This window comes from Spartinivicinus marinus (assembly GCF_026309355.1).
GTDB classification, from domain to species: Bacteria; Pseudomonadota; Gammaproteobacteria; order Pseudomonadales; family Zooshikellaceae; genus Spartinivicinus; species Spartinivicinus marinus.
This window is the reverse complement of sequence record NZ_JAPJZK010000001.1, coordinates 5413051-5434854: the sequence shown is the minus strand read 5'-3', so window position 1 is coordinate 5434854 and position 21804 is coordinate 5413051. Positions and strand designations below refer to the sequence as shown.

Genomic DNA, 21804 nt, shown 5'->3' with positions numbered 1-21804 from the left:
CTAAAAAAAACCTTTATCTAACTGCTTATACAGTTCAGCCAACTGATGCAGTTGATCTTCTTCGTATACGTCTTGTTCTGTTAACGGCTCCCAAGTCAAATAAGGATCAATTGCTTGAGTAAAACCAGCGACTCTAGCCAGCTGTAAATCATACCTATTAGCCGATAAATCCGACCAGTTATAGTTAAAATTCCAGTGAGCTAATTGTTCTGAGCCATGTGCTTGTGCGGCTTCGGTTGGTGTCAGTTGCCGGTTAAGAATTTTTACATCCCCCAAACTACCTTGGAAATACTGCTTTTTATCAAATCCCCCATTTAATTGGTCCTGCTCTTGACCAATGATAAAACGACCCACTGAATCCAATTTACCATGATGCTCCGTGGTAACAGAGTCCCGTAGCTGGCCATCAACATAAATAGCTAACTTGCCCGTGTTGTTATTCCAGCTAGTCGTCACATCATGATATTGGCCATCCAGTAGCTCATTGGCTTTAACAGCGGTTGTATATTGCTTACCCTTTATCCATACATTCAAGCCACCGGGGTAAACGCCTAATAAAAACTCATTAGCAGTACGACTGCCAGCATAAGACATTAAGGGTACATAATCACGACCACTTAGCTGTTGGCGATCAGACTTAAATGACATTTGTACGGTAAATTCATCTAACCCCGCAAGCGGTGAGTTTTCTAGAGTCAAATATTGGTCATTACCCCCTTGGTTTAAGGTAACCGCGCCATGAGCCATGGCAGAATATTGATTTGGCATTTCCCCCTCTACCTGGCTACCATCATAGCTCTTCAAAATTAACTTGGGTTTATGTTGTAAATAGTCAGGTAAAATAATAGTCAGGGTTTTATTGTCTTCACTATGAGGGGCTTTGCCTTCGATAATAAAACTATTTTGTTCATAGCGATATGTTGCTTCCTTCAAGGCAAAAGGTACCCACAAAGTTGTTTGCTCACTATTATTAGCATTAACCACCTTAACTCCCTGAGCATTCGAAGCAAAGCGAACCTGATTACGACCAGTGCCGGTGTCAATTTGGTCATCCCCCCAGGAACTGATAATAATGTCGTCGTCTTCTCCGCCAATCAGCACATCATCAGCCAAACTATCTCTTAATGTGTCATTCCCTGCTCCGCCTATCAAAATGTCGCCATCAGTTAATGTATAACTATCTGCGTGAGAAACAACCGTATGTTTTGCCTGTAGCCGATCATCACCTGCCTCACCCGTTAGCGTATAACTGCCTTGCTCTCGCTCAGTTGTGTATAAATCATCGGCACTGTTTGTACCAGTGATCACCGTACTCTTTGATAAAACAGCATTTCCTCGCTTATCCAACTCAATAGCAGACTGACCACCTTTTTCATCAACGATAGAAATATGTTGATAGGCTTCTCCTTTAAAAAACTGTTTTATTCTTACAGTTTCCTGATGGCCATTATCTTTCAGCCCTTTAACTAATAAGTCATCATTATGACGAGTTAACAGAATATTATCGCGTCGCACCCCTGCCAATACCAAATAATCTTGTTCATAGCTTGCTTGGCTATTAACATCAGATGCCTGAACGGGTATAGCAATATTATTAATTACCTTTTCAGCAGGGTTAGCGGTTGTATCACCATTTCTGCCAATAATATAAGTATCTTGCCCTTGATTACCTGTCGCTTGGTCATTCCCTTGATCCAGCATAAAGACATCATCTTTATTACCTCCCACCATCACATCATCACCCTGCCAGCCAGTGGGAATTAAGCGAGTAAACTCCGGTATTGTGTAGGTTTTGGTTGTGCCATCGTTGGCTGTCACCTGAACCTTTGCTTGATTACCCGACAAGTCTTGGGTAATTTTTTGAATATTATCTGGGTTTTGTCGAGCGGCAACAAAGCTTGCTGCCATAGTCGGATTAAATGGACGCTGACTAGAAATGGTTGCCGCCCACTCTGGTACCACTAAAAAGCCATCCCGTGTAACCATACTGAACTGATTTTGTAATTGTTTGGTACCATTAGGTAAGGTTTTATAAGCATCTTTAAAACGCAGGGTTAATTTTTCATTATTGTCCCCAGTAAAATCCATTAGTATGTCATTACCTTCTAATCGAGCCGCCCCCATTTCATTAATATCATAATCCAAGTAGAGGGCATTCACTTCGGTTAAACCCGCTTCTTCTTTTACTGTCACTTCACCTTTGCTTCGAGTGACATAGTAGGTATCAATACCTTGACCACCCTCAGCATGATCACCGCCATGGAGGAATAAAATATCATTACCCCCTCCCGCTTTTAAGGTGTCACCCCCACCATTACCATTCAGAGTATTGGTTTGATCATTACCAATTAGCTCATCAGCCGTTTTTGCCTGCCCTATCGCATTTTCAAAGCCACTAATAGTAGCCACTTTCTTATTGGAGCCTCGGTAATGTACTTCACCTTGCTGGAGATCAATTTTATATCCCGTATCTTCCGTTCGATCAGTTAAATCGCCCTGAGCAATAACCGTGTCATTACCCTCACCTGCCGTTAATTGACTAGCTTTATTGGGCGCTGCACCGCCAGATAAAATAAAGGCGTCATCTTTTTTACCACCAGTAAATGATTTTTCACCCTCACCCACTACAAAAATATTCCGTTTATTGGTAAATCCTTTAGCTGTATCCTTCCCGGTACCAAGATTGATAAATGCTGCTTTATTGTCACTTTGTTGGGTTGCTTGTACAGCAGCCGTATTACTGCCAGCATTTTCAAAGCTTTTCACTTTTACATCATGATTAGGCGTTACCTCCCGGGTTCTGGTTTCATAAACGGGTGCCATGCCCAATTTTCCTACTGGCCGAGAGCCAACTTTCACTCGATAGCTTTCTTTTCTAGGTGCAACTTCTTTTTTGGTTTGGTCACCTTGCTCATCCGTTTGATTCTGGTAGTAACGAATTTGCGCATGGCCTGTTACACCATTGGATAAATCCACATTGTCATCGCTTTCTTCTAGCGTAGGTTCATGCTTATAACGTGCGACATTTTCATACCAAACTCTGCCAATCCCTGCATAACCGCCACTACTTTCTCGCCTGACTCTTTCATAATATTTGGTTTCTTTAACTTCAGCCTTACCTTTTGAATAAACCACTGTATCAACGGTATCCTGCATATTATCCAACTGCCCGACAGAACCCTCCCTTAGCCCCTTATCGAATAACTTACGTCCTTCTACTTTCGCTTTTGCTAGCCCATAACGCCTCACTACATCCTCGTCTAGCTCTTTACCCCAAAAAGCATACCAGCCATTTCGTAAGCGTTCTCCTGCCGTTAAACTGATATAGTCGTCTATTTCATCAATTTGTCTGACTGCACTATATATTTGTCCACCAATCGCTAATATGGCAGCCGCAGCAACACCAATAGGGCCTGCAACGGCAGCGGCAGTGCCACCAATGCCAATTGCTATGGCAGTAGCAATCCCCACCACTGCACCACTTACCGATAAAGAGCCATTCACAATTAAATCCTGACGCTTTTTTGGATCAGTTTCTGAAGCCAGCTTTTTAAAGGAGTCAACTGCCGAATAAATATCAAACCCCGAGGTTAATACCCCCAATACAGCACCACCCGCTCGCATTAATCCAGTGCCTAGTTTACTGGCGAACTTCCCTGCCGTAGAAGCCGACGGCCCAAAGCGATTGACCAGTGACAAACCGGCTTTTTGCAGCCCTTTTTCTGCTAGAGGCTCTAATAAGTCTGCCGCTAAACCACCCGCAGCCAAGCCAATTTCTTTATTAATTTCACTTTGATCAACACCTGGCTGATTACTTCTACGTAAGGCATTAAATATCCCCATGATATTTTGATAATAACCATATCCCTGTAAACCTTTGCCTACTTTATTCGATACAGCATTCGCAGTTGCCAAATGGCTAGTTGCTTTTAATTTAGTGGTTAATGATTGCCAAAAGTCTGGAGCAACATTTAATTGACTATTAATATGTCGGTCGACAGCATTAATAAAATCATCCGCAATAGTGGTCTCTTGTCCTTCTGTTAAATGGGTTAATAAAGCCTGAGTGGAATCACTTCCCCGTTGCTGGATGACAGTTTTTAACCATTGGGCTGCAGGGGTTAGCGTATTATCAAGCGTCTGTACCCGCTGAGTCACAAACTCACCTAACTGACTACGATCAAACTGCAATTGGTTAACATTGCCTGCTTGCTGCAGAGTTTGTACATCAACTGCCGTTAGTCTCCGCCCCGCCACGCTGGCGCCCATATCATACAAGGTTGTCCATTTAATTTTTTGTCCGTTAAATTCAGCTTCACCCAATTGTGCGAGTCTATCGCGCTCTGTCATGAGTTGTTCAGTATTAACAAACTGATTCAATTTAGCGGCCTGCTGGGCTAAAGCCGTATTATCTGAATTTAACTGAAACACACTAAACGTTGGTTTATTGTGAGTTTGCTTCGTCTGATACAGCTGTGCTAGCGACTGGTTAGCCTGGCTACTCAAAGATAGATTTAAGTGTTTAGTTAACACCTGTTGTAAGTTGGTTGTGGAGGCTACTTCTACATCAGCAAAGTTAGGATCATAAAAAAAGAACTGCTCTCCCTTCTTCGCTACTGCAAGACTGTGATTACCGGTATTTAATACTAAATATTGATCCCCTTTAGCAGCAAGCCGACTGACAAGATCACGAACCGTTAAATCACCCACTGCCTGGAGCGGATTATTGTTACCACCGGTTTGACTGGTTGCATGTAATTGATCAATTAATGCGGCAAATTGATTAGCATCCGCCACTTCCTTATTGCTAATCCCTTCATCCATTGATTGTTGATAAATCGCTGAATGAATGACCAAGGTTTCAAACAGCTTATTTTTCTTGGCTACCCCATTGTCCTGGCTCAGCAGTTGTAGATAAGCCATTGCCAGTCCAGTACAACGGCCTTTAGGTTGATTAGACTGACTGAGCTGAACATACAACGATTGTGGTGCAAAATTCACCTTTGCATTAGGCGCTACCTGTTGTTTGAACTTAGTTGCACCTTCCAGAACAAACTGATCCCATGACAACAAATATGCTAACCCTCGTTGCCCTGTTGGCCCAGTTAAACGATCACTGGCGACTAACTCGGCCGGGCTGAACTGATTCGCTTGGTGGATAATGGCAGCTAATTTAGCTGGATTATCAGCCAGCGTTTGCAGTTGGTGTTGTTGGCTGGTTCGATCACCTGGGAAATATTCATTAATTAACAATCGCTGGGCAGGATTCAGTCGATTTAAGGTTAATTCACCTGATATTAACAGATGAATTAAATCGCCTACTTTTAAGGTACACAAGCGAGGGCTTTGGCCTATACGAGGCTGAATTGAATGAGCATTTTCTTGCCGCTGAACAATCCGTTGCACCGCTTCACCATTAAAGGGTGATTCACCAGCGAAAGTAGCAAATCCACTATACCCGGATTGCATTTTTTGTAGTATTTGATCCCCAAAATGTCGTACTACCTGCATAGCTTCTGTTTGGGTTAATAATCGATTTTGATAAGCCAGTCGACCACGCACAAATTGTAAAATAGTGCCAGGGGCCTGACTTTCTGTCGAAGCGACTTGATTAGTCGTTTGAGTTAATAAACGAGTAACATCAGCATGCCGTTGACTGGCTAAATGGGCCCGCTGATAAAGTTGCTGCTGGTATGGGTTGAGTTTTGGTTGCTGCTGTTTTAGCTCAGCTAATATACCCGTTACCTGCTTTAAAGCAGTGGCTCTATTATCAACAGGATCATTAATCAACTGGGTTAGTGATGCTTGTTGATCAGCAGATAATTGTTGTGAAAACAGTTCTTGCGTTCTCTGCGCCATACCTTTAACTTCCGTTGGCGTCACTTGATTAATACCTAATACTGACAACTGCCCCAATAATGCTGCTCTGGCAGCTTGAACGGGATCCGCAACCAGCGCATTCATATTATGCTGATTGACACTATCAGCCACATTCAACAAGCGTTGTTGATGGGTTTGCTCAAAGTTATTCAACACCGTTTGTAATTGCTGTGGGGTTTTCGTTAATAATTCACCATCTAATTGATAGCCGTTAGGTGTTGTACGATTGTTATCATAATTAAAACTGATTTTACCGAGCTTTTTCTTAATACTGGTAGCGGCGGCACTTTTGAAGTTAGCTAACCCAATGGATTGGCCAAACGCACTGTTATTTTTAGCACTGGCACTGACTTCAATGGACTTAATCCGAAACTGGGTTCGGTCATTCAGCAGCGTTGATAACTGAATAGACGCCTCAGGGTCATTGCTGGCCATTAACCGAGCCACTTGTAATTTTGCATGCTCTGTTAACTCCATAGTGATTTTAGCTTCTGTAGCATCACTCTGTTTTAAGGTATTCACCAAGGTTTTCAGCTCAGGATGCTGTTCCATCCACTCATGCAATGTACGGGAACTGCTTGGTTGTTGCTGGTTAGGATAAAACTGAGCCCCCGCCCAGCCAAGCAAACTACGCTCATCTAAGCGCGACAAATTGCTCATTGTTTTGCCAAAAGAAACATCACTGATCGTATACTTACCCTGATCAGCCAACTGTTGTTGTATTGTCAGTGATTCAAGCTGCTGAAGGGTTTGCCGGGCTGATCTAGAATCACCGTCAGCAGCATCCAGCTTTATTAAAGCCTGGCTTAAGTCAAGCCCTTGCAGCTGTTTAATCGCTTCCGCTGCTCCCGCTTCATTCTCACTTTTACTATTGGCAACTCGATTTAATACCTGCTGTTGTTGTGAGGTTAAATCATCTTTAAACTGTGTTTGTAATTGCCCAACAATTGCTTGCCATTCCGTTAGTTTAACCTGCTCTGCCGGCTTGGCTGTGACATCATAACTTTTGCTGGTTTTTGACTCGACGGAGCCACTCCATTTAGCACCCGCAGAATAGCTCAGTGCATTGGTGCTAAATTCGTCATGATCAACACCCAATTTAAAGTGACTGGTCGCCTCAACATCTAAGCCAGCTTTAGTAAAAAAGCGTGGACGATTACTTGAGTGGGACTGGGTTTGCTCGCCATTATCTTTTGTAGTTGTTGACCAATCTTTATTCGCGCTCAGTACATTTAAAGTAAATTTAATACCACCTTTGGCCCTCGCCCAACCATTAACATCAGTAACACCGTCAGTACCCGTGTTTTCACCACTGGCAGTACTGCCACTTCCGGTTAAGCGTGCTTCTGCAACAGCTTGCAAATCTAAATCAAAGCCCCATTTATGACCGCGTTTAACTGCATAGTCATGTCCTTGTGCTAGCAGCTGGGTTGGTTTGAGCTTACCCTGGGTTAAATCATTAAGAAACTGTTCAACTTTTCCGTTATCAATTTCAAAGGCCAGTTGATTATTTTTATCGTGTTTTAAGGTTGGGTTTAATATGCCACCTACCCGAGCAGAAGCAACACCTGGCGTACCAAAATACCCACCAGCGGTTACATTAGCAGGTATGCTCATATCTCGGACAAAAGCCACCTTAATGCCTTTATCCGTTTTTTCAAACGAAAGTCCATAATGCCTTTCTGCTTTAACCCCAGGTTCCAACTCAATCCCGATTGGGCTCACCAACTGTTGCAATTTATTAATAATAAAAAAAGGCGAACTACCACCAGAATAATTACGGTCAAATGTTAAGGTTTCACCTTTTTTTAAATGGGTAATGGCGTCATATAAATTATTTTTCAATTGCTCAGGGGTTTCACTGCCAAAGGTATTGAGTGCATTTTGATAAACAGGGTGGTGGGTCTTACTGAAGGCTTTACTGAAAAAGCGCACGGCATCATAGCTGGACTCCAGTCGATCCAGGTTACTAAAGCCCATATCACTGAACTTTTTAATTGAGCTACTATCATAGCTATCCTGAAGCTCAGTGATCAGCTGTTTTACCTCGTCACGTTTAAAGTGAGTCTCCTGAGTACCATTAATTACTTTAATTAAAGTATCCAAGTCAGCCAAGGTATTACTATTGTGCACAACACGCGCAGTCAATAAACCCACATTATCGTCATAATCACGCCGAGTAAACCCATTATTTTGTCCAGGATGTCTTAAATACAGCCCCTTTTCCTGCATCAACGTTAGTTGTTGTTTTATTATTGATAAAGCCGAATTACTTTCATCACCCTGATAACTTTCCCATAATTGATTGAGTTCTTTGGTTAAATCATGTGAAGTAATTCGGGGGTTTAAGAAGCGACCGATTTTAGCTTTTGTATTACCCGTAAATTGTTGATTGACCTCACCTGACTCAGTGAGTAATCCTTTCTTTTTACCTAGCCGCGTTAAATAAGAGAGCGTGTCAGCTTCTAGCTGTTGCTTTAAGCCCAATAGCTGATCTTTTTGTTCCTGAGTAATACGCCCAACGTTAAATGCCTGCTCAATACGTGCCGACAACGTTGGCTGTTGTTCTGACGGATTAACCGACAAGTGCTGTATTAATTGATTAAAGCTATTCCCTATTTCACTATATAAAGGTGTTAGCCCCTCTCTTCCTCTAGCCCGATGCTGAAAATGATAGCCAATGGCTTTTAATGGCCTCGGCCAGTGTAACCAATTGGTTTTCTTATGATATAAATGAGCAGTTAAATAATCTTTTTTATTGATTCCTTCACTGCTAGGATTACCACTCTCTACACCCACAAAAGCAAAATTACCTTTGGCAGTCAGCCCCGTACCTGGTAACCTGACCTGATCAGCATCCTGCTGTTTTAAACGCTGAAATAATTTGTCAACGATTGCTTCCTGAGGAATATCAACCAGTTGACCTTGGCTGCTCAAAGTTTTATGAATAACAAGCTGACTATCACCAGACGCTTGATTTTCTAGCACAACGGCTAGTTCACCGGTCGAGGTCTGGTTTAGCCCAAGTACTTTTTGGTCTGAAGAAGTAAAGACATGACGCCAGTGATTGTCTGTTTGTTTGAGAATTTCTCCATCTCCAGTTAACCCTATCAAATGTCCCTGCTTATTACTGCTGATTGCTGTTAATCGAGGCGCTGGTGTTATTATATTTGCCTGCTGATTATTTTTATTATATTCATATAATTGCCCTTGATGATCCAGAAAATGAATTTGTCCATCACGCCCCACCGTAAAATCACTGACAACATGATTCGCAATAGTCAAACTATCAGGGGTAAATTGCGTTTGCTGGCGATCATTACCCCAATGTTTAGCTGCCGGTAACCCATACTGAACGGACTTGGTTTGTTGATTAATAGTGACTAATTCATTAATACCTCGCAAGGCGTATAGTTGACCATCTCCCCCTAACCTTAACTGACTTAGATTATGTACACCCGTACTATGCCAACGATCATCACCTCCTGCCCGTTGATAGTGTAATTCTCCATTATGAATGGCATATCTTTCACCTTCTCGGGTTTGAACAAACCCACTATGCCCAATGGTAGCTTTACTTAAACCATCAGAGTTAACAAATAAAGCCGCACTATCTAGTGCAGTACCCACCTGCCACTTATCATTCACATATACATACTGTTGTAGACGCCCGTCTTTTTTAGCCGCTATCTGTAATTGAGGACCTGCATCGGTCATCACTCGCTCAAAACGAATAACCCCATCCACCCCATCAGGCAATCCCACTACTTGAGGTTGTGCACTTCCCGATGTAACCCGATATAATTGCTGATTTTCACCTAATAGCCAGCGCTCATTATTATTGTTAATTAATGCTGTCGCTTTAACCTTGTCAGGTAATACTACAGGTGTCGTCACCAAACGGTCTGCTGTTGAGGTAAAGCTATAATTTTGGTCTGTATCGATAAACGCAATTTGCTGGTTCTGTTGTACGGTAAAGTCTTGAATTAATTTATTTGCTGTCGTTAATCGATAAACAGATGCGGTTGAATTATTATTTAATCGCAAAATTTCATGCCATTCACTTAACGCATAAAGCTGACCATCGCCACCCACTCGTAGTTGCGACACAGCCTTATCATGGCCAGACTCCCACTGCTGTTGACTAGCATTCCACTTGAACAACTGATTGTTTTCCAACAACCAACGCTGTCCATCCGCTGCTGTATAAATACCAGCTGCTTGCCTAACAAACTGTGGTAACAACGTTTGAACCGTTTGACTTCCCTGCTCAACACCATTACTAAGGACTTTTAAATGACCTTGTACTAATGCTAAATCTAATTTAGGTTTGATTTGTTGATAATGTCTACCTTTAGCACTGACTTTATCCTGCAATATCAATTTCGCAAAACTGGCTTCACTTGAACGGGAAATACTTGTAACGCCCTTATCATGCTTGGCTTGATATAAATAACCCACATTATCTACCGAATATAAGGTTCCATCCTGGGCAGCTTCAATAGCTTGATAACGGTTATTACCTTGATTTAATAAAGCAGAGAATGCTTGATTATATTGAAATTTTTCCTTCCCCTCAGCACCTCGGTTAAATTGATAAAGAGTTCCTTTTTTACTTAATATCCAGAGTTGCTCACCATTTCCCGACACTTTAACCTGTTTAATATCGATATTTTTTGGTAATTGGATATTAAGCTTATCGCCACTGACTAAAGAAACCACCAGTTTTAATCGTGATAGTAATGGCTTTTTAAATTGGGTAACTTGCTGATCAGAAGGACTTGTTGAGGTTGAGTATTGATGCCCAGAAAACTGTTGTTGAGAATCAGCTATGACTGTAGACGCTCGACGAGAGGCTCGATGACTAGTGGCCTCCTGACTGGCACCCGCTGCCACCATCGGTCCCAAGCGCTTAGCCAGTTTTCGAAAACCTTGCCGGCCTGGACTATTTCTTCTCAGTGGCCGCTGGTCGGGGGTATCTTCAACACCTAAATCATTAGTCTGATTAATAGCATTGGGGTGATCAACAGTAGGGGTAGGCATCGTTTAACTCCTAACAGCACATATTTAATGTGATATTTAATACACATTAAATATTAATAGCCATTTCGACCCATTATTTTTATACGATATCCAAAGTAGATTTTGTACACTTTGGATATCTTGGGCCTGCTAAATGGCCTTTGTTTTTTTATCGTTAAATCCATTATGCAGGGAAACGTTAAACATCAATACTGGTGGGAGGAACTATAAAAGCCAACTATATCACAGTTGAGTTTGGGTAATCGCTTTTTAGGGTGGGTCTATCTAGACACAAAGATAATACAAAAAATAGCATGGATCACTAGCCCCTGCTATCAAAAAGACAGATTACAACCTCATCACAAACCACTCAGGCTGCTTAATCGCTTTTAAATAACGACGAGACACCTTATCTTTCATTAAAAACTCTGGTGTTTCTGTTGTTTGTTTAAAGCCAAACTGTTTCGGTAGTTTTGTGTACATTGACCGAGGTGGGCTTGAACCTATATCTTTAATTTTTTTCCCCGTGTCATAGGTGTGATAGTAGATAGTGGTAATACCTAACTCTTCTCGAATCAATTGAATCACAGCAGCTAATGCAACTTCTGACCATACTTGTTGATAAGGTTTTAATGCTGTCTGTACATATTCGGCAAGTTCATTATGACTTCCACCAATGCCATACCATACTTGACTGGGTTTAGTATTAGGATTGTTTTTTCTTTTTTCCTCTAGCTGCTTTAAAGCACTATTTGCTTCCCGTAACCAGTCATTTTGTATTTCTTCAATTAACGCTTCATTGGTGGCTAAATCAAAGTCCAGTCTTACCCATGCCATGGTATGACGGCCTTTATTATTAATAGGGTGTCCACTGTTTTCAAATGGGCCATAAGTCATATTTTCAGGCTTAATTAAGCGTTTATATTCATCCAAGTGTTCACCAGTAAAATTAACCTGAAGTACGAGATTAGACTGATTACGAGACGTTTGATCCCAGCCTCTATCACTCTCACCCCAGCAATCCAAGGTTAAAGTAAACATTAGTGGTTTATCATGCCAGCAACTGGCTAGCTGATCGGCGCTAATCTCGCCATTACCATAACCTGCCAAAGCATTTTTTACCGTATTTTTATTAAAAAACTGACTAAATTGGCTTTGCTTTAATTGACTCAGTTTACCCGTTGATCGATTATTTCTTTGTAATTCATAACGCAATAAATCAAAGCAATAGCGATCTTTATGATAGTAAAATATGCGCCTTTCGTCGCCTAAACAGGCGATAAACTCTTGTATTTCTTTCTTGTCCATAATATTGAAAACTAACAATATAAAATAGCAAATACATAAGGATTAAGTTTCCTATTGACGTTAGAGCACCTCTAATAATTCTCTGCAAAACCTGACGGGTTCTTATCCAAGACGACCAGAGGCAGCAAAACAGCAAATTAGAAAATAAGTTATTAGAAGTGCCATAGCTACATAACCGACACGCCCATAACCAGCACGTTCATCACTAGTCACCAGTCAAATAGCCCATGCAAACAGATACTGTCAGCTGAAATGACAGACAGGCAAGCAGTATTCCTCAGTAACAAATATTACTGTCGAAAGGACTAGTTAATTGTATCGGTTGTAGCTATAAGCCTAACGTAAGTGTTAGCTAAAGGGGCGATCAGCAAAGAAGCCCAATGCTATTACAATCAAGCGAACTATCATCATTTGAGCCTCCTACTGTCTATCAGTGTGTCTATCAGTGAAATAAATAGTTATCAATGAAATGAAAGGTATAAGATATTTGGTATAGGGCGGGGACTATATAAGGTTTATACTTGAAATGCAACTATACTCTTTGCGAATCGACTCCCCCATGCACCTTAGTGACCCTATCCGGATTGCGATTGATTTCCAATGAGTCATGGCCCACTGACTGAAATCGAAAAGCTAAACAGCCAGGTTGTCGCCTAATTATATTTTTTCTGAATATTAATAACCACTAAAAAATGCTGTTTATATTTTCAAGTTTTTCTTCACTGTTTTGTTAAAGCAAATATCCTGTGATTTACATCCTATATATTTCTAGCTAATTAGAATAATGTAAATCTCACCTATTGTTGACTACATATTTCGTATAATTTTCTGACAACCATCAATAGAAAATGAATTAATAGCTCTGTAAACAATGTAAAGGGTTTAACTACATCAATAATGGACTATAAGAGAAATGACTAACCAATACTAACACTATAATACTTATCACTGTCTCCAACATTTGATCCAATTTAACTTGTTACTATAACTACACCCGTAGCAACTACACATGATCATGCCAAATAATAGGACCTAGTTGATTTTTATCTTCATTAAATAGCCCAAGGAAATCCTAGCACCATGCGTAATCAATCAAAAATGGCTTTTAAACAATTCACAGTTAGCTCACTGCTTGTCTTTAGTTTGGCAAGCGTTACGATTAATTCTCACGCGGAGTCCAGCTTATCCGCTTTTCAATTTAATGAGGATCACTTAATTTATACAACAGATGAAATGCTCTCATTTGATGTAACAACTTATCTTCAGCAGAACGCTCCTCACTTGACAGAATATGCTGAAGTGATTTCACATTGGAGTGGATACAGCAGTATCAGCCCTCGCTTGCTAATTGCATTAATTGAGTACAATACTGGCTTGATCAGTCATCCTGAGCGTTTAGCAAAGACTCAAAATAAACCGATGGGAGCACTTTCGAAGCAAACCGGATTTGCTGAACAAGTCAAAGATGTTGCTATCAGGCTAGCAACAGGCTACTACCAGAATTTAGCCAAACAGTTAACGGCTGGCTCCAAACAATCTGCCAATAAGGGTGATAACCTGAATGCGTTAGTCAAACTGTTATCTACAACACCCATAGTGACAACGACTATCGGTAATGGCACCATAACCCCATCAACACTTGATCAATTTCTTGAAGTATATTTACGATTATTTCCTGATAATAACCAGGACAATAAGCGACCTAGTATAGATAATAAAACACCATTAACCACTCAGTTAGCTTCGGTTCCACCTGCAAACTATTTTCAACTACCCTTTCCAATTGGTGAGTATTGGTGGATGAGTGGCAGCCATAGCAACGGTACTTCAACCAACTACCCACAAACCTCGGTTAATTTTCATCAAGACGATTCACTAACAACTACCCTAACCAATAACCCAGTGGTTGCTGCTGCACCCGGTAAAGTTATTCAGCATTCAGACTGTACAATAGAAGTTATTCATGCCAACGGCTGGTCGACGGTCTATACCAATATCAATAATATTCAAGTAGCCACGGGAGATCAGGTAAAACGTAATCAGCAACTGGCTGAGTACGGCAACAACCCAGACCAAACTAGCTTATGTCAACTGGACCAAAATACGCCTGCCCACCAACAGTTCAGTATGAAACAAAGTGGCCGTTATATTCATTTAAATAATGTGCAATTATCGGGCTACACCATTAATATTAATCCCAATAAAAAGAGTTATGATAGTAACTGTAGCCAATTTTGGTTAATTCGAGATGAGACCAAACACTGTGCTGGCCGTATTTATAACCATGGTATTGACCAATACGACAATAGCCTACCAACAAACAGTCAACAACCCACTACTGAGCCCACCAACCCTTTACCCGGTGCAGGCAAGCTACCTGTGACTGATCCACAAACGGCCAACTTCCTAACTCCCTCGTTATTCCCTGGTTTACCAGGCCTGCCCGATATCATTCCGATGTCAAAACTCGCCTGTCAAATAGCCAGAGCGGTTTGTAATGCAATACCTGGTGGCGTTATTAGCAGTGGTTCTCAGGTAAACTATATTACTCAACCTTTACCTATCAGCGCTCAGAATGAACAAAACCCACATGCCCAAGGTGCAATGCCAAATATGCAAGACATTTGCCCTATTATAGAAACAGTATGCGGGATTGTTGATACATTACCAGGGATGACTCTTGAAGCAGCTAGTAACCGCCAATAAATATGTAAAGGAGAAAAACTCTTACCGGTTTTGAATAAACTCTATTAGTAATAAACACTACATTTATTAAATACCAACAGCCCATACCACTTATCCATAAGTGCTATGGGCTAGACGTTATTAATAAGAAGTCTTTTTTGGTCAGGTTATACTCCATTATTTTTATAACTTTTCCTTTGACTCACTGCTACTATTTAATAGGTGCAATTTAAGGTGGGATTGCCAGCATTCTTGCCAATAGTCAACATTTGGTTGAGTAATAATATTAAATGCAGCAAAACTTGGTAGCCTTTGCATTCCTATATACTGCTGAGTAAAGTGTACCGATGCTAACAGATCGTCAGGTGTAGTATGCTCAAACAACCCATTAATATATGAAAAAGCTTCGACAGGTGCGTTCCAGGTTGTAGACAACAAATAACGCTTATCTGTTAAAAAGCCCCCTTCTCCATACCGCTTGGCATTGCCAAAAAAAAGGCCATGGGCGTAAACATCATCAAAGTATTTTTTCAAACTGGATGGCACACTAAACCAATAAACAGGAAATTGAAAAATAATCGTATCTGCCCATAAAATTTTATTTTGCTCTTCAGTTACCTGATAATGATCCCTCACCCGCGTGATTTTTACCTCTGCTTTGGAGGATAATAGCGATTGAGCCACCATCAACATACTTTCGTTAAATTTACCAGGCGCAATCGTGCGCTCTTCAGCCCCATTAATAATCAGTACTTTCTGCATAATAACAGCTCCCAGGGTTATCCTCTTAACACTTGACGGAGCCATACTACTTGTTCCACACTCTATTATTAATCAGTTATTTTCAATTTTATTATTCGAAAAATTGCAACAATGATCCGCTCTCTAGACTCCTTACGGGCATTCCTCTGTGTCGCCCATCATGCCAGCTTTGCTAAAGCAGCTTCCCAGTTACACCTGTCTAGCTCCTCTGTCTCACGCCATATTGCCGAGTTAGAAAAAGATATAGGTGTTACGTTATTAACCCGCAGCACCCGTAAAGTAGCAATGACAGCGGCTGGTCGAACCCTATTTGAACAAGCTTCTGTTTTACTCACTGCTCTTGATGAACTGGGTAATCGCTTGAAAGAAAAAAGCCAACAAGTCAGTGGCAATGTCAGCCTTTCTGCACCTTGGTGGTTTAGTACACACTTTATTGCCCCAATTTTGACAGAGTTACACCAGTATCACCCAGAGTTAACAATTAGTCTGGATAGTAATGATCAATTATTAGATCCTAATGAAGGCAAATATGATATTTACTTGCGATTTGGTGGCTTATCAGATTCTGGCCTTATTGCCAAAGAAATTACCAAGACTGAATACTGGTTGGTAGCAGCACCTGACTATCTGGAAAAACATCAGCCACCCAACCACCCCCAAAACTTACTCAACCATCAATTGTTAGCTTATCGATTTACCCAACCTCACTCTAGCTGGTTATTTAAAGACCAAAATAAACACCATCGTATTAATCTTCAACAAGCCTGGTTACACACCAATAATCCTGCAGCTATTTATACTTGTGCATTAAGCAGTGGCGGTATTGCCTTATTACCCCAGTTAGGCGTTGCTCAAGCGGTATTAGAAGGGAAACTCATTCGTTTATTTAGCCGCTTTGCAATCACACCTAACCGCTTAGACAATCGTCTTTACTTAATTTACTCCAAAGATAAAGTCCAGATAAAACGCATCAAGTTGGTTATTGATTTTTTAACCTCATACCTAAGAGAGCAACTGACAATTATGTCTAACAGACAAACCCGCTAACTTTCATGTTATGCTGAATTCATCAATTTAACAGATACATGACGATAATCTACGCTAACTGAACTTAAAATGGCTAAATATTCAGCAAAAAATAAAGTTTCCCAAGCGACTCAAGACGAGGCCATGAAGATTGCGCGCGGCACTCAAAAGCCAGGGCAAACAAAAGAACAGACTAAGTTAATCGCCCAAGGTATTCAGAAAGGGATAGACCAGTATAAAAAGCAGCAAAAAGCTAAATCAAGAGAGTTGGATAAAAAGCTAAAAAAAACCACAGCCAAATTGCATGAAAGTACCGAGCCAGCAGTTGAAGTTAAAGAGGTTGTTTTGTATAAACAACACTGGTTACCATGGCTATTATTAGTGCTTTCTTGGATAGGGTTTGGTACTTACTTATTTATCATAAGTGAAGGGATTTAAGAATGAAAAAGCTCAAAAATGAAGCGGGTTTGGTTAAAGAAGCCCTGAGGGTTGGGGCTATCTACGCAGAAAAAAGAGGGGTTGGCCAAGTTGATGAATCTGACCCACAAAAAGTGAAGGTTACTTTTGTTTACCGCTTATTGGTACACGATAACTTGATCCAGCCCTTGGCAAAAGGCCAGGAAAACGAACCTAACATGCGTCATAAGTTAGCATTATGGATTTCCCGGCAATTGCCAAAAGATCATCCCCTGCTGAAAGACGAATAACAATAAACGTCTCAGCAACAGAAAATAAAACAGATCATGTTATTGCATGGGTTAAGATTGTTAACACCTTTCCCATACCGTCTTCCAGGGCTTGCTCAATATCATCCATTGTAATAACCCCTTGCGAACGCCCTGCTGCCATATTCACCACTAAAGCGAGTGAGGCATATTCAATCCCTACTTCTCTAGCCAAGGCTGCTTCGGGCATTCCAGTCATACCGACTATATCGACGCCATCCCGCTCTAGCTTATCAATTTCTGCTTTGGTTTCCAGCCGAGGCCCCTGAGTACAACCATAGACACCACCATCTGTACATTGAACACCGGCTTTATCTGCGGCAACCAGCAATGCTTGTCGCAAGGTGTCTGAATAAGGATAAGTAAAGTCTATATGTTCAACCGCTCTCTCATCAGCAAAAAACGTGTGCTCTCGCCCATAGCTATAATCAATAATTTGATCTGGTATAACTACATGGGCAGGAGGCATGGTGGTTTTTATTGCACCTACGGCATTAACCGCATAAATAGCCTTTACTCCCAGTGTTTTTAAAGCAAACACATTTGCTCGATAATTAACCTGATGAGGTGCTAGTTGGTGAGGGTCACCATGGCGGGCTAAAAAGGCCAATTGCTGACCAGCCAGCTGACCTATTTTAATTGGCGCGGATGGTTCTCCATAAGGGGTTTCAACTAATTTTTGTTCAGTGAGGGTTAACCCAGCTAACTGGGTTAACCCTGTTCCTCCGATGATAGCAATATTTGGCATATTATGAATGAGTGACTGCTGATTGATTAATATTAACCGGCTCTACATGTAAGGTGCGGGTTGGAAAGGCTATTTCAGCTCCATGCTTAGTAATAATCGCCATGATATCAAGCAACACCTCTTCTTTAATTTCATGAAAGCGAATCCAATTAATTGTTTTGGTAAAACAGTAAATAAAGAAATCTAAAGAAGAGGCCCCAAAGCTATTAAAATTCACAATTAGGGTTTGCTTAGTATCAATTTCCGGGTGATTAACTAAATAATCTTTTACCTCACTGATAATCGGCTTGATTTTTTCTGCATCATCATAACGTAAGCCAATCGTTTCATACATACGTCGATTAAGCATACGGGAGGGGTTTTCTACCGAAATACTGGCGAATGTTGCATTTGGAATATAAAGCGGTCGTTTATCAAAAGTTCGTATGTGAGTTAGGCGCCAACCAATATATTCCACTGTGCCTTCTATTTCTTTATCTGGTGAACGAACCCAGTCCCCCACTTTAAAAGGTTGATCTAAATAAATCATTAGCCCACCAAAGAAATTGGCCAGTAAATCTTTTGCTGCAAAGCCCACAGCAATACCACCAATACCACCAAAGGCTAATACTCCAGAAATACTGTAACCCAATGACTGCAATATAACCAATACCCCAGTAATAATAACTGCTGCTCGCAGCAATTTACCAATGGCATGGACTGTGGTTGGGTCTGCCTCCTTTTTACCTTCTCTGGGAGTAATAAGCTGTTCTTCTACTGCTTTGATCAAACGAATTAAAAACCAAATAATCAACGCGATAATCAATGTTTCACGAATAGGGTCGATCGCTTGAAAAATGACTGCATCAGACACTTTATGTGCAATTTCAGCAGCCCAACTAAATCCAATTACCCAAATTAACGCCGCTAAAGGTTTTTGCGCAGAATCAACGATGGTTTCATCCCAAATCGTCCGAGTCTTGGTCAGTTGCTGGTGTAAACGGGTTAGTAAACGACGGGCAATAAAATTGGCAATCAAGGTCAAAAAAACAACAATAAAAACCTGATATACCCAAGCATCTTGACCTTTGGCAAAATTCAAAAAATCCAACCACTTTTCCATGAACAAATAGCCTTGTTTTCTTTCTCTTTCTATAGGTTTTCTAGTTGAGAGTGTATTGTTAACCGACGGGGATGCTCTAATAACTCAGCCCAACTAAGTTTCCTTTGCCCCTTCAATTGCTCAATATTAACCTCTGCTTCAGAGTGGGTATTTAATGCAGAGACAACGGCCTGCGCCCCTTCGGGATTATTACAAACCAATAATAACTGACATCCTGCGTTTAGTGCTTGTACCGCACGTGAGGGATAATCACCTGCCTGACTAGCAGCGTGCATCGTTAAGTCATCACTAAAAATGACTCCCGAAAAACCTAATGATTCTCTCAACACCGCTTGCAACCAATAACGAGAAAACCCAGCGGGCTCTGCCGCTACTTGTGGGTATAAAACATGTGCTGGCATCATACCATCTAACAACTGCTGTTTAATTAAGCTATTAAAAGGCAGCAGATCCGCCTGTTTAATCGCAGCAAAAGGGCGATCGTCACAAGCAATCGAATGATGAGTATCAGCAGCCACACTGCCATGCCCTGGAAAATGTTTACCAACGGTCGCCATACCCGCTTGCTTCATACCTAAGCAATAACGATGAGCTAAAGTCGCAACAATTTCGGGCTGCTCTGCAAAGGCACGAGAGCCTATCACTTGACTAATGGGCAAGCCTAAATCCAATACAGGTGCAAAACTTAAATCAATACCTGATGCAATCACCTCACTGGCCATTAACCATCCTAAGTCTTCTGCTAACTGGCTGGCTTGCTCAGGTTCATATTGATACAGTTCACCTAACCGACAGGGGGCGGGTAACTGAGTGTAGCCCGTTACTAGACGCTGCACCCTTCCACCTTCTTGATCAACGGTAATTAATAAATCTTGCCGTACCGCTCTAATCGACTGCACCAGTTGTATCACTTGCTGGCGATCAACAACATTACGGGCAAATAAAATCACTCCCGCAACAGCAGGCTGCGCTAATAGCCGACTCTCGTCGTCTGTTATTGTCGTTCCTGCTAAATCTACAATGACATTACCTGACATAGGATTAACCAATAGATTGCGACTACTCGTTTTCAATGATTACCTGGGTATAGACGGGCACGCTACTGAACAGCTCCACAACCTCATCATTTCGCATACGAATACACCCGTGAGAGGCTGGAATTCCCATTGGCTCACTATCAGGCGTGCCGTGAATATAAATATAACGTCGCATGGAGTCGACTTCTCCTAACCGGTTAACACCAGGTTCCTGGCCACTTAACCATAAAATGCGAGTCAAGATCCAATCACGATTAGGAAATTGCCTGGCCAGTGTCTCGTTATATATTTCACCAGTAAAACGTCGCCCTACAAAGACAGCATTTAGAGGGCAATTGCCCCCTACTTTGGCTCGAATGATATGTCGCCCCAAGGGTGTTTGATAACTCCCTTGACACTGACCAGCCCCTTTGGCAGCAGTAGACACTGAGTACCGAGTAATTAACCGATCGCCATCGCATACTCTAAGTGTTTGCTCAGCAATAGAGACATAAATAACAGGCTTACGCATATTCACTAGCTACCCATTAACGCGTCATACCTTAGCTAGCCACATATTAACTAATCTATGCGCAGTTAACTAAACCTCTAGATTGGCTGCAGGCAACTCAGCCTTCATGCCATGCGCTAAAAAGGGCACTAGCCGCTTCATGACTGCAGGAACTGATGTATGCTCATGATACTCACTTTCAGCAATGTCTCTTAACGCATCTAAACCAGACATGGTAAATGCGACAGATCCCACCATAAAGTTCACCCGCCAGAAAATTTCTACTGGCGGTAAATCAGGTGACGCCTGCACCACTAAACTCACAAAGCGCCGAAATACATCACCATAGACTTGTTCAAGGTATTTTCGCAAATGCCCTTGAGACTGGCTAAATGCTAATCCCAACAATCGCATAAATACGGAAAGATCATTCTTTCCTCGTGCTTCAACAGATAATATCTGTTGAAATAGCAAATTGAGTAGCTGCTCAGGTGTCGGTTTCTGGGCTGCTAATGATGCTTCAAATTCGTTGAGCCTAATGGTAAGTTTTTTGCAAAATGGTTCTAGGAACCGGGCAAACACGGCCTGAATCAATGCTTTTTTAGAACCAAAATGGTAATTAACTGCTGCCAAGTTAACACCTGCTTTACTGGTAATCGTCCGCAGAGATGTTTCAGCAAAGCCCTTTTCTGCAAATAACGCTTCTGCAGCATCTAGTATTCGTTCAACAGTTTCTGATTGCGCCATAGCCAATTAACATTTCTTAAAAAAGCCTTGATTCTCTGGGCCATTTTGAGTGCCCATGGAAGCTAAGGACCAATTGAGTTTAGATACAAGCAGCAAGCCAACTAATAAAATGTTCGCTTTATATTAGCCGCCTGTTGTAATCTTCAAACGTTTTGAACATACGTTTAATACGTATACAAGTCAAGCAGGCTTTACTTTTTCCTGCAAGTAAAATTAACGTCTGCTAAGTAAGGAAACACCACGTAAAAAAGACTGAAATAGTTGAAAACAGT

General features: G+C 41.3%; 12 protein-coding genes. 4 read left to right on the top strand and 8 right to left on the bottom strand.

The window, feature by feature from the left end; genetic code table 11:
* Nucleotides 1-10923, bottom strand: coding sequence for an AvrE-family type 3 secretion system effector (locus tag OQE68_RS24305; protein ID WP_180570175.1), 10923 nt, complete (start codon nucleotides 10921-10923; stop codon nucleotides 1-3).
* A gap of 327 nt (nucleotides 10924-11250) precedes the next feature.
* Complete coding sequence (locus OQE68_RS24300) at nucleotides 11251-12210, bottom strand: hypothetical protein (RefSeq protein WP_180570174.1); 960 nt, start codon at nucleotides 12208-12210, stop codon at nucleotides 11251-11253.
* Nucleotides 12211-13290: 1080 nt separating this feature from the next.
* Between OQE68_RS24300 and OQE68_RS24295 the strand changes: the two genes are divergently transcribed.
* On the top strand, nucleotides 13291-14916 hold the full coding sequence (locus OQE68_RS24295; RefSeq protein WP_180570173.1) for a M23 family metallopeptidase: 1626 nt from the start codon (nucleotides 13291-13293) through the stop codon (nucleotides 14914-14916).
* A 162-nt stretch (nucleotides 14917-15078) separates the two neighbouring features.
* On the opposite strand, the gene OQE68_RS24290 is transcribed toward OQE68_RS24295, so the two are convergent.
* Nucleotides 15079-15657 (bottom strand): NAD(P)H-dependent oxidoreductase, encoded by a 579-nt coding sequence (locus OQE68_RS24290; RefSeq protein ID WP_180570172.1) that lies wholly within the window; start codon nucleotides 15655-15657, stop codon nucleotides 15079-15081.
* A 111-nt stretch (nucleotides 15658-15768) separates the two neighbouring features.
* On the opposite strand from OQE68_RS24290, the gene OQE68_RS24285 reads away from it, so the two are divergent.
* The 3 genes from OQE68_RS24285 (at nucleotide 15769) to OQE68_RS24275 (ending at nucleotide 17390) form a co-directional block, all read left to right on the top strand.
* Nucleotides 15769-16704: a LysR family transcriptional regulator gene (locus OQE68_RS24285; RefSeq protein ID WP_180570171.1), complete on the top strand. Its 936-nt coding sequence runs from the start codon at nucleotides 15769-15771 to the stop codon at nucleotides 16702-16704.
* A gap of 69 nt (nucleotides 16705-16773) precedes the next feature.
* Nucleotides 16774-17121, top strand: coding sequence for a DUF2956 domain-containing protein (locus tag OQE68_RS24280; RefSeq protein ID WP_180570170.1), 348 nt, complete (start codon nucleotides 16774-16776; stop codon nucleotides 17119-17121).
* 2 nt (nucleotides 17122-17123) lie between these two features.
* A complete protein-coding gene (locus tag OQE68_RS24275) occupies nucleotides 17124-17390 on the top strand; it encodes a DUF5062 family protein (protein ID WP_180570169.1) in 267 nt (88 codons plus the stop codon).
* Between the two features lie 34 nt (nucleotides 17391-17424).
* On the opposite strand, the gene OQE68_RS24270 is transcribed toward OQE68_RS24275, so the two are convergent.
* From OQE68_RS24270 to OQE68_RS24250, 5 genes are all read right to left on the bottom strand, one after another.
* Nucleotides 17425-18156, bottom strand: a complete 732-nt coding sequence (locus OQE68_RS24270; protein ID WP_180570168.1) for an S-methyl-5'-thioinosine phosphorylase — start codon at nucleotides 18154-18156, stop codon at nucleotides 17425-17427.
* A gap of 1 nt (nucleotide 18157) precedes the next feature.
* A complete protein-coding gene (locus OQE68_RS24265; RefSeq protein WP_180570167.1) occupies nucleotides 18158-19258 on the bottom strand; it encodes a mechanosensitive ion channel family protein in 1101 nt (366 codons plus the stop codon).
* 29 nt (nucleotides 19259-19287) lie between these two features.
* The gene (gene nagZ, locus OQE68_RS24260; RefSeq protein WP_255490985.1) at nucleotides 19288-20331 is read right to left on the bottom strand and encodes a beta-N-acetylhexosaminidase; all 1044 of its coding nucleotides are present in this window, start codon (nucleotides 20329-20331) and stop codon (nucleotides 19288-19290) included.
* Complete coding sequence (locus OQE68_RS24255; RefSeq protein ID WP_180570166.1) at nucleotides 20318-20806, bottom strand: L,D-transpeptidase; 489 nt, start codon at nucleotides 20804-20806, stop codon at nucleotides 20318-20320. The genes nagZ and OQE68_RS24255 overlap by 14 nt, the downstream gene beginning before the upstream one ends.
* Nucleotides 20807-20875: 69 nt before the next feature.
* A complete protein-coding gene (locus tag OQE68_RS24250; RefSeq protein ID WP_180570165.1) occupies nucleotides 20876-21532 on the bottom strand; it encodes a TetR/AcrR family transcriptional regulator in 657 nt (218 codons plus the stop codon).
* Nucleotides 21533-21804 lie beyond the last annotated feature (272 nt).

What these genes read in the sequence shown, in the direction of transcription:
- OQE68_RS24250 (WP_180570165.1), bottom strand. Translation starts at nt 21,532, where the DNA reads ATGGCGCAATCAGAAACTGTTGAACGAATACTAGATGCTGCAGAAGCG.
- OQE68_RS24295 (WP_180570173.1), top strand. Translation starts at nt 13,291, where the DNA reads ATGCGTAATCAATCAAAAATGGCTTTTAAACAATTCACAGTTAGCTCA.
- OQE68_RS24275 (WP_180570169.1), top strand. Translation starts at nt 17,124, where the DNA reads ATGAAAAAGCTCAAAAATGAAGCGGGTTTGGTTAAAGAAGCCCTGAGG.
- OQE68_RS24255 (WP_180570166.1), bottom strand. Translation starts at nt 20,806, where the DNA reads ATGCGTAAGCCTGTTATTTATGTCTCTATTGCTGAGCAAACACTTAGA.
- OQE68_RS24290 (WP_180570172.1), bottom strand. Translation starts at nt 15,657, where the DNA reads ATGCAGAAAGTACTGATTATTAATGGGGCTGAAGAGCGCACGATTGCG.
- OQE68_RS24265 (WP_180570167.1), bottom strand. Translation starts at nt 19,258, where the DNA reads ATGGAAAAGTGGTTGGATTTTTTGAATTTTGCCAAAGGTCAAGATGCT.
- OQE68_RS24300 (WP_180570174.1), bottom strand. Translation starts at nt 12,210, where the DNA reads ATGGACAAGAAAGAAATACAAGAGTTTATCGCCTGTTTAGGCGACGAA.
- OQE68_RS24280 (WP_180570170.1), top strand. Translation starts at nt 16,774, where the DNA reads ATGGCTAAATATTCAGCAAAAAATAAAGTTTCCCAAGCGACTCAAGAC.
- OQE68_RS24270 (WP_180570168.1), bottom strand. Translation starts at nt 18,156, where the DNA reads ATGCCAAATATTGCTATCATCGGAGGAACAGGGTTAACCCAGTTAGCT.
- OQE68_RS24285 (WP_180570171.1), top strand. Translation starts at nt 15,769, where the DNA reads ATGATCCGCTCTCTAGACTCCTTACGGGCATTCCTCTGTGTCGCCCAT.
- OQE68_RS24305 (WP_180570175.1), bottom strand. Translation starts at nt 10,923, where the DNA reads ATGCCTACCCCTACTGTTGATCACCCCAATGCTATTAATCAGACTAAT.